Below are 12,814 nucleotides of genomic sequence, written 5' to 3' on the forward strand. Positions count from 1 at the left end.
GTATCGGAAGCAGCTTATAGCCTAGGGTCTTTTTTCAGTGTCTATAAAATGGGGTCTTGACCAGAACGTCCGTTGGTATACTATTTTGGTTTCAGTCACCTGATGTGTGGAATGGCTCACCAGAACCAGGGTGCATATGAGCAGGCAAGGGAGTGTATCTATAAGTATGCTGAGCTGGGGTGGATGGAGGATCTAAAGGAAGAAGATAATCAGGTTGTCGAGGAGTTCAGGTTTTTAGCCAAAACTAATTTATATGCAGTAGATATTTTGTCTGGAAGTATAGAGCTTGTCGAGGAATACGTAGCCTTTTTGCAGGATAATCTAGAGGAAATATTACCGGGGCTGAATACCATATTACAGGCAGCGCTTATGTATCATTTGGATGTAGGAGATATTTTACATACGTTTGCAGGGCAGATTGATGAATTCGGGAGTTATGAAGACGCAGAGAACGTATCTTACTATTATAGCTACTGCTTTCACTTGGCTTTGTACTATCGGAAGTGTGGCAGATTACAGGATGCAGTGGGGCTTACTTTGCAGGCGATGCAACTAGCTGATCAGTCGGGCAATGATGGTCAATTTAAGAAATGTACAGCATTGTTCGAATCATTGCGTGAGTCAGCGACAGCGGAACAAATCAGCCAATATCGGCAGCTGCTAATGCAGTGTCTTGATGAATACGAAACGGATAGGCATTTCATTGTGAAGAGCGTAAATAATGACCGTTATAATTTGAACAGGGAATAGGCTCGTAACAGAGAGGAAATAGATAGGTAAGAGACGTTTCAGGTGCTAAAATAACTATGTTAAAGGTTCCTTTCATGTTAGGGATCGTAAATGCGATTTTACATTATCATTCGACATAGATAGGGGTATGGAATTTGTTTATTCAGCTTATAGGTGTAGGGAAGTTAAAAGAGAAGTATTTGGTCATGGGAATTCAGGAATACGCTAAACGGCTGGGACCATACATCAAGTTTCAAATGATTGAGGTAGCCGATGAAAAGGCTCCTGACACACTGAGCGAAGCGGAGGTTCGACAGGTCAAGGAGCGAGAGGGAGAGCGCATCCTTGCTCATGTGAAAAGTGAAGCACATGTCATTGTACTCGCTATCGACGGCAAACTGTGGAGCTCGGAAGAACTCGCAGAGGAATTGGACAAACTCGGCACCTACGGTACAAGCCATGTTGTCTTCGTCATTGGCGGCAGTCATGGTCTCTCTGTCGAAGTCCTCAGTCGAGCCCAGCAGAAGCTGAGCTTCGGAAGGATGACCTTGCCGCATCAACTGATGCGATTGGTGCTGGTGGAGCAGATTTATCGGGCGGTGAAAATTAATCGAGGGGAACCGTATCATAAGTAAATGAGATTTTTAAATATTGCGAAAAAAATGTATTGCGAGGTTTTTATATGGAGAAAGTACATAATATTTTTAGTATCCTTATTGGTGAATTTAGAAATGATACACTTAATCAAAATTTGACATTTGTGGTTGCGATTGCTGCGGGTTTATTAACAATCAGTGCTCTTGTTACAATTTTTATTTCATTGAACAAGCGGCATATAATTCAAAAATGCAAAGAACTTACATGGGATATAGAAGATATTATTAATGGAAATGGAAAAGATTACAATAAGTATGAGTTAAAAAGTAAATTCACTTTATCCTGAATTTCGAAAGCCCGTAACAGTAAGGAATCGAGAGACTCAGCATTCGAAAAACCTGTAAGAATCAGGGATAATTTACAGGGGGAATATTCAAAAATTGATTTCCAGCATACAGCTTCCCCCGCCCCAGAAGACCGGGCATCTGAATTTCCATGTTAGATTTTAGAAGTCTTCATTCTAGCTGGGCAATGCGGAATTCCATCCGGTTCCAGCTGTGGCGGTTTGTGAATGTCTTCGCCAGTTTGAGGACGGTGGTTCGACTGTGACTCACCAGCGTTGCTGCACAGTGGAAGAATTCCGGACGAAACCTTGCATTGGTATAGCCCCTATGAACCGGTTCGCAGAGGTTATAGGCCAGCAATTTGACGAGCGGGTCGATTTCATTCGCTTCAAAAGAGCCGGTGGCGATTTTGTCGATGGAAAATCCGCGTTTGGCTTCCTTGATGTAGTTCTCCATACAACAGCGTTGGTTATAAAAGCGCCACAAATCGATGGATTCCCAATCCAGGTTCGTGACGATGGCCTCGTACTCCCAGTCGGTATCCAGCAGGAGACAAGCTTGGTCATCATCAACGACTTTTGCCTTGCGGATCACGGCGACCCGCCGAGGCTTTTTCCAAGACGTGGCTTGGTACCCAAGAGCGATGCCTTCAATGATCCAGTCTTCGTCCACGTAACGTTTCCAGTACCGGCAAGCGGCCACTTCTGTTGCCAAACGCTTTGTCCATTTCATTTTGCCCACGTATCCAATCTTCCGCCCCTCCCACATGGAATAGAAGTCTTCACCGCCAAAACCTTTGTCAAACCGGGAATAGAGAACCTGATGCTGACCGAAGAGGTTAAAGGTCTCTTCCAGAAAAGGGACAGCCTCGGTGGAGGAGTGAACATTTCCTGAGCGGAGCACGGCATTCAGGCAAAGGCGGGACTGTCCCTCAAAAGCGAGCAAGGGGTGGTAGCTTTTTCGCCCCGGTTTATGGGCATTCACGCCTTTTGCTGCTTTGGCCTGATGGCCATAGACCGTCTCCACCGTCGAATCCAAATCAAGAATGAGCTTGGAAGGCAGACAAGGCCGGATCACTTCGAGGTTCACTTGCCGGAGTTCCATTCGAACATGGGGATTGGTTTTCCCCAGCCGATCCAGTTCTTTGTAGAGAAGGGAGTGGTGTGGACAGCGTCCTCCAAGAAACCGCTGAAGGAGAGAGTCCTTTTGCCATCGGCGAAAGTGAAAAAGACGCTCACAGCCGAGAACCCAGCCGACAATGAGATATAGCAGAATGCGATGCACGGAAAACAAGGCATTGTGTGCTTTGCCTCCGGCTAAGATTTGCAGCACCTGGCTCAGTTTAATTTTTTCGAGATAATCGAGGAAGATCTTGCTTCCTCCGATGCTTGTGGACTGATCCAGTGAAAATTCGGTCTTGATTTTATGGATGGGTGTGGTAGACTTCACCTAAAAGGTGCTCCTCTCTTTGGGTGATTTTGTTCTCGCAAACACCATTCTACCAAAGATTTGAGCCCTTTTTTTGTTTTTTAATAGAAGGTTACTTTCGAAATTTAGGTTAATGTTTCCTATATTGTATGCGGAGGCCCCTTAGGAGTAAAAAAACGCTATGCCGGCCACATCCAAAGGCTTAGCGTATATTTCGTTAAAATGTTGGCGGGACCCCAGGAAGCGCTTGAGTAGGGCCGTGTTTATCCGCAGTACAAGCATTGAAAACAATAGTGCAAAGGATCAGGTCGCTGCTGCGGTCTGATCCTTTTTTGCTTGACCTTAGTCTAGGTAATGAACTAGACGGAAGACTGTGTGGGGAAATAATCCATCATGTTATACTGAGAGGGCACTTCCAGCCTATACCAATTTCATTGAAGGAGAATTTTTTAATGCGTAAAAAAAGAGTTACAAAAGTGCTCGCTGTAACGCTAAGCACGTCTCTAGCTGTGACTTACTTGATTGCTTTGGTCGGAGGGCATAGTGTTAGTGCGGAACAGCCCCCTCTTAAGGGGCAAACAATCACAGCGATTCAACCTGCAGCTGTTCCTGCTGCTCCAAGCGGTCCGGTTGACCCCAAAGAAGTGGAGGCCTTCGCGGACAATTACTTTGGGGAAAGCTTGAAGAAGTTCAATGTCCCGGGTGCCATGTTCGTCGTCGTTCAGGACGGACAAGTAGTTTTATCCAAAGGATACGGGTATGCAAACAAAGAAAGCAAAACCCCAGTTGATTCCAATACCGTTTTTCGCATCGGTTCCATTTCTAAGACGTTTACGGCTGCGGCTGTGCTGCAGCTTGCTGACCAAGGGAAGATCAAGCTGGATCAGGACATCCAATCCTATCTCGGAGGTATCACAATACCCAATTCGACAGGTAAACCGCTAACTATGGAAAATATGCTGACCCACATGACTGGGTTCGATTTCCCATATGAAAAAGATGATGACGCCTCGCCCGATCTTCTTAATCAAGAGACTTCTCTTCGAGATTTCTTAATTGATCGAATGCCAACCATCGTCCGGACGCCGGGGGAAGCCTACCAGTATGACGATTATGCTTTTGCTTTGGCGGGATATGCCGTGGAACAAGTTACCGGGCTCCCTTTTCATGAATACATGGATAAAAATATCTTTCAGCCGCTCGGCATGAATTCTTCCCATGATCTTGTAACCCCAGAGCTTAAAGCCCGAATGGCTACAGCTTACGATCAGCAAGGCACGCCATATCCGGAGTATGGCATTTATCCTACGGACATGCCTCAGGGCGGAATGTTGTCCACCGGAAGCGATATGGCTAAATTCATGGTCATGCTTCTGCAAAAAGGAAAGGCCGGAGATCGGCAAATGTTAAGCGAACAAAGTGTTCAGCGAATGAGCAAGTTTTCCGTTTTCGCTCATCCGGCCATACCTATTACAAGCTATGGATTTGAAAGCATTTTCAATGAACTGTCGAATGGTCAGTATGTCGTCGGCAAAGGCGGGAACATCCCCGGATATGCCTCATGGATATGGCTACTGCCTGAGCGCAAAACGGGATTGTTCGTCATTTATAATAATGATTCCGAATTGCGCTCGGATTTGTATGCTGCCTTTATGAACCATTATTACCCGAAGAGCACCGAGACGCCTGAATCGGTATCACCTCTGACAGAACAGCAAGCCGCGCGTTACGTCGGATTATACAGAGACCTGCATACCCCGGCATTTGTGACTAGAATTACGTACAATAACGGACAACTTGTAGCGGAAGACAAATACAAATTGAGGAATGGCAAGACTACTTTGAAAAAGATAGATCCCTTGTTGTTTATGGATGACCACGGGAAGAAAATAGCATTTCTTGAACAAAAGGATGGCGGTATTGCTTATATGTACAGACCTACCAAATCACCGTTAGCCTATTCGCCCAAAATGCAGGAAAAAGCGCTGTTTTCCGATGTCTCGAAAGAAAGCCCCTACCAACCGTCTATTGAAAAGCTCCATTCGCTGGATATCATCAATGGAAGAGATGGGCGCAGCTTTGACCCCAAGGCACCCATGACCCGGGCGGAATTCATCACAATGCTGCTGCATGCTGTCGGCTATCCGCCCTCCAAATCGAAATCCGGTTACACGGATATCGAACACCATTTTGCGGTCAAAGAGATACAGGCGGCGGTCGAGCATCATTGGTTGGGGGAGGAGCCCGGAGGCCGATTTGAACCGGATCGCACGATAACTCGGGAAGAAATGGCCGTCATCTTAACGCGCATTCCTCTTCCATGGCCGCTTGGCGATGAGGTGCGATTGGCAGGGCAAACCGATGAATCGGCTATCAAGGCCGTAAGCAAGCTTGTTGCTGCCGGAGTTACGGATCCAGTCACAATAACCAATTCTGACGGTTCAGTCGATTTCCGCTCCAAAGCACCTTTGCTTCGCCAAGAAGCCTCCTTTTTCATTGACAAGGCTCTATTTGTTCCTTAATCTCTTATCGGCCGTTACAGCCGCATTCGCACCGTGACAGAAACTCCAATCATGACTAACTTGTTGTTTGCTTCCAGTTTCATCTTTCACTACCATCCTTTCTTCATTTGACGGATTGTAATATGAAGTGCGACACCTGCTGGAAATCAATAAAAAAATGGCCCATGACCTGATTCGTGTAGAATGAAAGTTCCAACACCAGCATTCACACAAGGAGAATCAGTCCATGAGTTATTCACATCTTAGCCTAATCGAACGCAGCAAGCTAGAAATCCTGCATCAGCTGTCAGAAGAAAATAAAGTTGTAGACTAGAAAAAGACTGACGGTTCTTCCTTAAGCTAACGGGCAGAATAGTTAAATAAAATGTGGAAATATACTAATAGATTTCGTAATGACCTGATCGGTGTGACGGCTACCGCAGAGCAAAGTATAATGACAGCTACCGCGCAGGGCACGAAAGCAGTATTTTTTTGTATGAAGCAGCCACCAAAGTATTAAAGGCAGCGCAGATCGGCGGCAGGCTCCCGAACATCGCCGTCCTGCAAGCGGAATACAAAAGGCTTCAAGAGGAAAAGCTGTATACCGACTATGGGAAACTAAAAAAGCAGGTAAAGGAATACGACGTTATCAAGCGGAACATTGATGGGATTTTGCGACAGCCAAGAGAAGCCGAACGGCAAAAGGAAACTGAACGATAAGCACAAAAAAAGAACGGGGCGCGGCGGTCATTCATAGACCAACCGCACCCCGTTTTTACTATGGGTGTGTCACGCAGCAGAACGATGATTTTGAGGGAAAAGGTATAAAACCCTTGCTCCTCTCAAAACGTGCCCGGAAACCAGCACTATACACGGGCATATGCGCCCCTATTGCGTAACATTCCGCTGTTTCTGCTTGCGCTCGGCGGTTGTTGATACTGAATTTCTTTCAAAATATCTGATATACTGTTGATAATTGATGTACTGTGTTGTACGATGTATATGCAGGAGGTAGGTGTGAAAGGCGGAACAGATATGACGAATATATGAAAAACAAACCAGTTAACAGAGTATTTTAAGGAAAAGAATTAATTTCTGGGATGCGAAAAAAGAGGAATTTACCGCTTGTTAGGACAGAATAGCGTTGGTAAAACAAAATTATGAATATGATTACAAACTTACAATATTAATAGAGAAGAGGAATTTCTTATGAAAATACGTAGTCAAATTACATTTGCAAGTCTGGCCCTTTTAATAACTGGAAGTTTCCTGCTATACACATTGCCAACCTCAATTGTAAAAGCAGAGCCCACTCAAAATGTATCTAGTTCGTTACAAACAACCACTCAACGAGATCATAATTCCGTCAAGCAAGCAATGCGGGATACATTGCAACTTGGATTCCCGGGGATACTTGCTAAAACTTCTGAGGGTGGAAAAACGTGGGGTTATGCCGCTGGGATAGCGAATCTGAGCACCAAGAAACCAATGGAAACAGATTTTCGATTTCGCATTGGCAGCGTGACGAAGACGTTCACCGCAACGGTTGTACTTCAATTAGCTGGAGAGAACCGCTTAAATCTAGACGACTCCATCGAAAAATGGTTGCCTGGTGTCATTCAAGGAAACGGATATAATGCTAAACAGATTACCATCCGGCAGATATTGAACCATACAAGTGGTATCGCTGAATACTCAAGGTCAAAAGACGCTGATTTTATGGATACAAAAAAATCATATACGGCTGATGAAATAGTGAAGATGGGGATTTCTCTGCCCCCAGACTTTGTCCCAGGAAAGGGCTGGTCTTATTCAAACACGGGATACGTATTGCTGGGTATTCTTATTGAAAAAGTAACCGGAAACAGCTACGCGGAAGAGATTGAAAATCGGATTATTGAACCGCTTGAATTGTCGGATACATTCCTACCTGGCAATTCAAGCGTTATTCCAGGCACCAAGCATGCTCGGGGATATTCCCAACCAGACGAAGCAAGTGAGATAAAAGACGTTACTTATTATAATCCAAGTGCAGGTAGCTCGGCTGGAGATATGATTTCTACTGCTGATAATTTAAATAAATTCTTCTCTTCCTTGCTCGGTGGAAAATTACTGAAGGAACAGCAACTAAAACAAATGCTTACTACAGTTCCTACAGGAAGAGCAGGAATCGATGGATATGGTCTTGGAATCTTTGAAACTAAGCTTCCAAACGGTGTCTCGATATGGGGACACACAGGTGGCATTCTAGGGTTTTCTACTATTGCTGGAGGTACACTTGGAGGCAAGCATACGTTGGTCGTCAGTTTGAACAGTTTGGGTAGAGATAACAGTCCTAATCCTTTTAAAAATATTTTACTTGCTGAATTTAGCAAATAGGAAAAAAGGAAAATACGGATAAATTTTGTCATAGTTTTTATAGTTAAAAATATACCTTTCTAGTTCAAAAGCCTCTGCGTTCGGCGGTTGTTGGTACTGAATTTACTATTGATAAATATAGTACTGTGTTGTACGATATATATGCAGGAGGTACAATACATGAATGTAGAAGATTGGAAATCACAAATTAAGCGAGGAACACTCGATTTTTGTATTCTATTGCTAATAAAGCAACGACCATATTATGGGTATGAAATCATAAGTAAGTTAGAGCGGTATCCTATTATTGCTGCAAAAGAAAATACAATTTATCCACTGCTTAGAAGATTATTGAAAGAAGAATATATTTCTTCATCTTGGCAAGAAAGTACAGAGGGTTTGCCACCGAGAAAATATTATACCCTTACAGAAAAAGGAAACGAATACTTAAACGCGATGTCCTTAGAATGGGATAATTTATTAACAGCTATATCAGAAATTAAAGGAGAGTTAGATTATGGATAAAATTATGAATGACTATCTTGTAAAAATTGAAAAGTATTTGAAATCTATGTCCGATTCCGAGCGTATTGACATTGTAAAAGAAATCAAAAGCGTAATGCTCGAATTGCAAAATAATGGTGTATCTTCTGAGCAAATCATCGAACGGTTAGGAAACCCAAAAGAATTAGCGAAAGCATACTTAGGTGAAGCCATTTCAAAGAACAGTAAATTTAGTTGGCGTAAATTCGGCGCAATATTTGCATTTTGTAGCAGCTTTGCAGGCGTCAGCGGTATGTTACTTTTGCCGTTCATCAGTACTCTTTCCATTGCTTTAATGATTGGTGGAGTTATTACGCTGATAGGTGGAATTGTTAAATTTTTCGGGTATCTTATGGGATATGATATTGCCGGAATAACAATCGAAATGGGAGCATTTACACCAAGCCCAATGCAGTTCTTGCCAATTTCTATTGTGATTGGTGTGTTAATGTTTTGGCTCGGAAAAGTCTTATGGAAGCTTACTATTAAATATATACACGCAATTAGTCAGAAAAAGAAAACAGTGTAATAATATAAAGAACGGGGCGCGGCGGTCATTCATAGACCAACCGTACCCCGTTTTTACTATGGGTGTGTCACGCAGTAAAGCCCTTACCCCTCTCAAAACGAGAGCGGAAACCTGCGCTATACAGGGGCTTATGCCCCCCTATCGCTTAACAATGCCCGTTGTTGTCCTTGAGGCAACCGGACATTACCATCGAAATCTGGTAGGGTATCTTAAACGCAGTGGATGGATTCATTACATCGTCAACCCCCTGCAAGCGAAACGATCGAAAGGCACACAGCTTCGTAAGGTGAAAACAGATGCAGCAGATGCTTGGCATTTGGCTGAAATGAATTACCGAGGGGACGTTAAAGCACACCGTAGCCATCGGAGTTCGCGACTGGAGATGAGCCGGGATACCGGGTCGTGCGGCTATCACAATTGGGCAAAAGAGCATTTCAAAATGGAGATTAGCTTTGTGTTTATGTATATTTAGTGGTCAAACTGTACTCTGTACTTTGTGTTTAGGTTATGTTCTCGATGAACCAGTAGAAGTCCGGATCATTGAGCTAACGGGAAACGTTAGTGGAATAACCAGGGAGCAGATTGCCGTTGCAGCTGTTCCCTAGTTTTCATTGAAGTAACGGGCAGGATAGTTGAATATTAATTCCAGTGAACCGTATCATAAGTGATGGCTAAATTTTTGGCTAAACTTATTAAATCCATAAGCCTCATTGTTTAGAGAATCTAATACAGTACACCATTTTTTAACCGCTGACCCTTCTGCGATCCATGGAGAGGGGTCCTTTGCTGTCAAAATGAAGCGAAGGATTAAGGGACAGGGTATGTCGATTGTGATTTAAAAATTAAGCATTCCCTCCCTAGGGAGAATGGGGTTTGGAAGCGTAATCCGATGTGCGTGACTCTTGGTTTCTAACAATTTCACGATTTCCCCATACCTCTGATGTATAGAAAGGTGTTTGGCAAACGATGTCGAATATTATTTCATGTTACCTCGAGAGGGACTAGATGGGATTGAGGCATAATGAGAGGTAGGAAGTTCACGATGACGATCAGGAACAAGGTAATTCTAACGATCGTCGTTACTGTAATCACTAGCCTTGTGATCGGAGGCGTTGGGATTTACAATCTGAAGCGGGTACAATCCTCGCTTGAGGAGAGCCTTAGTATTAGGGCGGAAGTCATTGATCTCATTCGTACAGCGGATGTCGACCTATATCAGATGCTGTTGGCAGAACGATCGCTGTACAGTTATGAACCAGGGTCGGAGCAATTTTCGAAACAACTGGAGGATTACGAAAAACAAAAGGAGTCGGCAAAGAAGAAACTTAATAAGTATAAGTCAATTGGAACTATTTTTGATAATGAGGAAAAGTTGATTCAAGACTACGAAGCGACGGTTGCAGCGTATGAATTGGTCTCCAAGAAAGTGATTGACGGATTATCGTCAAAGGATTCAACTGTCCGTGAAAGGGCGAATTTTCTTTCTTATCAGGAGGGCAGCGAAAAGTTTGACCAGATGGAAGACGCTTTGGATCACATAGGCGATCTGTACTACGATGATAATCAAATCATGTTGGACAGCACACAAAAACAATACAGCTTCCTGCGATTGATCAGTATCCTCTTAACATTGGCAGGCTTGATCGCTTCATCGTTGCTTGGTTATTTGATCATCCGATCCATCCATCATCCGATCCGTTATTTGCGCGGACGTGTCCGAGAGATTGCGGACGGCAATTTGGCCGTTGATATACGTGCCTTCTCGCAGGATGAGCTTGGGGAATTAACCGCTGATTTTAATATAATGGTATCTCGTATGAAAGAACTCATTTCGACAGTAAGCCAATCGATTGGCCATGTAAATACTTCGGCTCATGAACTTACCTTTATTGCGGAACAAACAACGGCAACCGGCGAGGAAATGACGTCGGGCATTAATGAAATTGCAGTTGGTGCTTCCGAGCAAGCGTCCTTGACAGAGGCAACGAGCCGTGAAACGATGGCGCTATCGGACACGATTGAAAAGGTAAATGTAAGGAACAAAAAAATGACCAGCTTGTCTTCGGAGGCGGAAATCGTTTTAAGAGGCGGCATGGATAAAGTAAAGAAATTACAGGATCACAATCTCCAAACGACAGAAGCCAAACCAACTGGTCGTACAACATATTGAAGGCCTGGCAGAACAGATGCTTACGATTTCTACAATCGTACAAACGATTAATGAAGTATCCGAGCAAACGAAGCTGCTCGCATTAAATGCGAGCATAGAAGCGGCGCGTGCCGGCGATTCCGGAAAAGGATTTGCAGTCGTCGCTACAGAGATTCGCAAGCTGTCGACCATGACTTATGAATCAACAGAGAGAATTAACACAACTATTGCACGCCTCAAGGCAGAAGTTTCTCAAACGTTGCAGGTCATGAATCAGACAGAGGTGGTTATCTCCGACCAATCTCTTATTGTTCAGGAGTCGGGAACGGTATTTGAATCGATTATGGATATGCTAAAGGAAATCATCAGCTCAATTCAAGAGATGGATGGGGATATAGGGCAGATGAATGTTAGTAGGGAACAGGTCATCTCATCCATTATCAAGATATCCGATGTAGCTCGAGACGCAGCTTCTGCCACAGAAGAGATAAGTTCGGCTTCTAACGATCAGAGTCAAGCGTATTCCCATCTGCATAGTGCAGCTGAACAATTGAAACAATCAAGCCAACAAGTGAGCGAAATGATCAGCAGGTTTCGAATTGTACAAGAATAATTAGTACTGAGAATAAGAAAAGGAGCTATCTGACTACAGATGGCTCCTTTTCTGCCCTCGTTGATGAAAAGCGTGCGTACCGTCTCACCTCTAGATGGGGATAATGGTGAATTATTCTGAGGTGTTGATGCGTATCTCCCATTCAATGCGATCATCACAAGCGTTAGATTTTATATGGCTCCTGGAGCGACTACTAAAACGACTATCGGATGGGACTATACAGTCAAGAACAGTGTAGGCGCTAGTGTAAAACCGTTATGATTGTATGGACAGCATAAACTTAATGACCAAGAAGCCTCATAATACTGTCTAAGTTCACAAAGTTACACGATCCGTACTTAGTTTAGACTAAGCGGGTCTGCTTGTTTGCCCCTACTAATTAAAGAATACGGATATCCCTGTTTTGAAAAAGCACTTCAACAAGTCGAGAAACAGTATCAAGATATGCCGGAAGCATTTAGGGGGCATTTTACCTTTGATGAAAACGGAAAGGCAGTTCAATTAAGAACTCCAAACGAAACGAGACAAATGATTGAACGCTTTTTCGCATCACAGAACCGTTACTAATCAGCCGGACGAGGTAATTCGTTATCACTCATCACAGTCAGATAAGCCCAATCTTCTCCGATTCTAATTGGACTGTTCCTATCCACTTTAATTTTTTCTACAGATTCATCAAATTGTTGTTTTCTATCTTCAGTTAAGTTAGAGTAATAGTTTTGCTTGGCTTGCTCAAATAGCTCTTGTGTACCAAAACGATAAAAGAAATAGGGGCTAAATTTATAATCTGCATTTGAAATTGCTTCTGCTACTAATTCATTGGGATTGGATAACAGCTCTTCTACTAATGGAATAAATTGCTGTGAAATATGCATAACGATACGTTGGAAGCTATTCATGAATTCAGGTTTTCCATATAGCTCATACCAATGTATATCAGAGCCTTCATAATAACTCTCATGCAAGCCGCTATGTGTCTTTAGCTTACTGTGCACAATTTTGTAATGTAGGATTGCTTCAGCG

12 protein-coding genes and 1 pseudogene are annotated in these 12,814 nt (G+C 43.4%); 11 read left to right on the forward strand and 2 right to left on the reverse strand.

Going from position 1 to position 12,814, the window contains the following annotated elements; translation table 11 throughout:
* Nucleotides 1-63: 63 nt before the first annotated feature.
* The 3 genes and pseudogenes from C1T21_RS02495 to C1T21_RS02505 form a co-directional block, all read left to right on the forward strand.
* Nucleotides 64-750 (forward strand): annotated as a pseudogene (locus C1T21_RS02495) (DNA-binding protein); the annotation flags it as partial.
* A 134-nt stretch (nucleotides 751-884) separates the two neighbouring features.
* The gene (gene rlmH, locus C1T21_RS02500; protein ID WP_103047076.1) at nucleotides 885-1,364 is read left to right on the forward strand and encodes a 23S rRNA (pseudouridine(1915)-N(3))-methyltransferase RlmH; all 480 of its coding nucleotides are present in this window, start codon (nucleotides 885-887) and stop codon (nucleotides 1,362-1,364) included.
* Nucleotides 1,365-1,411: 47 nt separating this feature from the next.
* On the forward strand, nucleotides 1,412-1,672 hold the full coding sequence (locus C1T21_RS02505) for a hypothetical protein (protein ID WP_258012340.1): 261 nt from the start codon (nucleotides 1,412-1,414) through the stop codon (nucleotides 1,670-1,672).
* Nucleotides 1,673-1,841: 169 nt separating this feature from the next.
* Here C1T21_RS02505 and C1T21_RS02510 read toward each other — a convergent pair whose 3' ends face one another.
* On the reverse strand, nucleotides 1,842-3,119 hold the full coding sequence (locus tag C1T21_RS02510) for an IS1380 family transposase (protein ID WP_103047077.1): 1,278 nt from the start codon (nucleotides 3,117-3,119) through the stop codon (nucleotides 1,842-1,844).
* Nucleotides 3,120-3,550: 431 nt separating this feature from the next.
* On the opposite strand from C1T21_RS02510, the gene C1T21_RS02515 reads away from it, so the two are divergent.
* The 8 genes from C1T21_RS02515 (at nucleotide 3,551) to C1T21_RS27710 (ending at nucleotide 11,791) form a co-directional block, all read left to right on the forward strand.
* The gene (locus tag C1T21_RS02515; RefSeq protein WP_103047078.1) at nucleotides 3,551-5,620 is read left to right on the forward strand and encodes a serine hydrolase domain-containing protein; all 2,070 of its coding nucleotides are present in this window, start codon (nucleotides 3,551-3,553) and stop codon (nucleotides 5,618-5,620) included.
* 471 nt (nucleotides 5,621-6,091) lie between these two features.
* Complete coding sequence (locus tag C1T21_RS02520) at nucleotides 6,092-6,319, forward strand: hypothetical protein (protein WP_103047079.1); 228 nt, start codon at nucleotides 6,092-6,094, stop codon at nucleotides 6,317-6,319.
* A gap of 489 nt (nucleotides 6,320-6,808) precedes the next feature.
* Nucleotides 6,809-7,978: a serine hydrolase domain-containing protein gene (locus C1T21_RS02525; protein ID WP_103047080.1), complete on the forward strand. Its 1,170-nt coding sequence runs from the start codon at nucleotides 6,809-6,811 to the stop codon at nucleotides 7,976-7,978.
* Between the two features lie 159 nt (nucleotides 7,979-8,137).
* The gene (locus C1T21_RS02530) at nucleotides 8,138-8,482 is read left to right on the forward strand and encodes a PadR family transcriptional regulator (protein WP_103047081.1); all 345 of its coding nucleotides are present in this window, start codon (nucleotides 8,138-8,140) and stop codon (nucleotides 8,480-8,482) included.
* Nucleotides 8,475-9,029 carry a DUF1700 domain-containing protein gene (locus C1T21_RS02535; protein ID WP_103047082.1) on the forward strand — a complete coding sequence of 185 codons (555 nt, stop codon included), beginning with the start codon at nucleotides 8,475-8,477 and terminating at the stop codon, nucleotides 9,027-9,029. The genes C1T21_RS02530 and C1T21_RS02535 overlap by 8 nt, the downstream gene beginning before the upstream one ends.
* A gap of 130 nt (nucleotides 9,030-9,159) precedes the next feature.
* Nucleotides 9,160-9,501, forward strand: a complete 342-nt coding sequence (locus C1T21_RS27705) for an IS110 family transposase (RefSeq protein WP_258012341.1) — start codon at nucleotides 9,160-9,162, stop codon at nucleotides 9,499-9,501.
* 570 nt (nucleotides 9,502-10,071) lie between these two features.
* On the forward strand, nucleotides 10,072-11,199 hold the full coding sequence (locus C1T21_RS02545) for a methyl-accepting chemotaxis protein (protein WP_258012342.1): 1,128 nt from the start codon (nucleotides 10,072-10,074) through the stop codon (nucleotides 11,197-11,199).
* 16 nt (nucleotides 11,200-11,215) lie between these two features.
* The gene (locus tag C1T21_RS27710; protein ID WP_258012343.1) at nucleotides 11,216-11,791 is read left to right on the forward strand and encodes a methyl-accepting chemotaxis protein; all 576 of its coding nucleotides are present in this window, start codon (nucleotides 11,216-11,218) and stop codon (nucleotides 11,789-11,791) included.
* A gap of 563 nt (nucleotides 11,792-12,354) precedes the next feature.
* Here the strand turns inward: C1T21_RS27710 and C1T21_RS02555 are convergent.
* On the reverse strand, nucleotides 12,355-12,690 hold the full coding sequence (locus C1T21_RS02555) for a hypothetical protein (RefSeq protein ID WP_103047084.1): 336 nt from the start codon (nucleotides 12,688-12,690) through the stop codon (nucleotides 12,355-12,357).
* Nucleotides 12,691-12,814 lie beyond the last annotated feature (124 nt).

The organism is Paenibacillus sp. F4 (assembly GCF_002894905.1).
In the GTDB taxonomy this organism is placed as follows: domain Bacteria; phylum Bacillota; class Bacilli; order Paenibacillales; family Paenibacillaceae; genus Paenibacillus; species Paenibacillus polymyxa_B.

Excerpts from the sequence above, each read along its gene's own strand:
- C1T21_RS02505 (WP_258012340.1), top strand. The coding sequence starts at position 1,412 with ATGGAGAAAGTACATAATATTTTTAGTATCCTTATTGGTGAATTTAGA.
- C1T21_RS02515 (WP_103047078.1), top strand. The coding sequence starts at position 3,551 with ATGCGTAAAAAAAGAGTTACAAAAGTGCTCGCTGTAACGCTAAGCACG.
- C1T21_RS02525 (WP_103047080.1), top strand. The coding sequence starts at position 6,809 with ATGAAAATACGTAGTCAAATTACATTTGCAAGTCTGGCCCTTTTAATA.
- C1T21_RS02530 (WP_103047081.1), top strand. The coding sequence starts at position 8,138 with ATGAATGTAGAAGATTGGAAATCACAAATTAAGCGAGGAACACTCGAT.
- C1T21_RS02535 (WP_103047082.1), top strand. The coding sequence starts at position 8,475 with ATGGATAAAATTATGAATGACTATCTTGTAAAAATTGAAAAGTATTTG.
- C1T21_RS27705 (WP_258012341.1), top strand. The coding sequence starts at position 9,160 with ATGCCCCCCTATCGCTTAACAATGCCCGTTGTTGTCCTTGAGGCAACC.
- C1T21_RS02545 (WP_258012342.1), top strand. The coding sequence starts at position 10,072 with ATGACGATCAGGAACAAGGTAATTCTAACGATCGTCGTTACTGTAATC.
- C1T21_RS27710 (WP_258012343.1), top strand. The coding sequence starts at position 11,216 with ATGCTTACGATTTCTACAATCGTACAAACGATTAATGAAGTATCCGAG.
- C1T21_RS02555 (WP_103047084.1), bottom strand. The coding sequence starts at position 12,690 with ATGAATAGCTTCCAACGTATCGTTATGCATATTTCACAGCAATTTATT.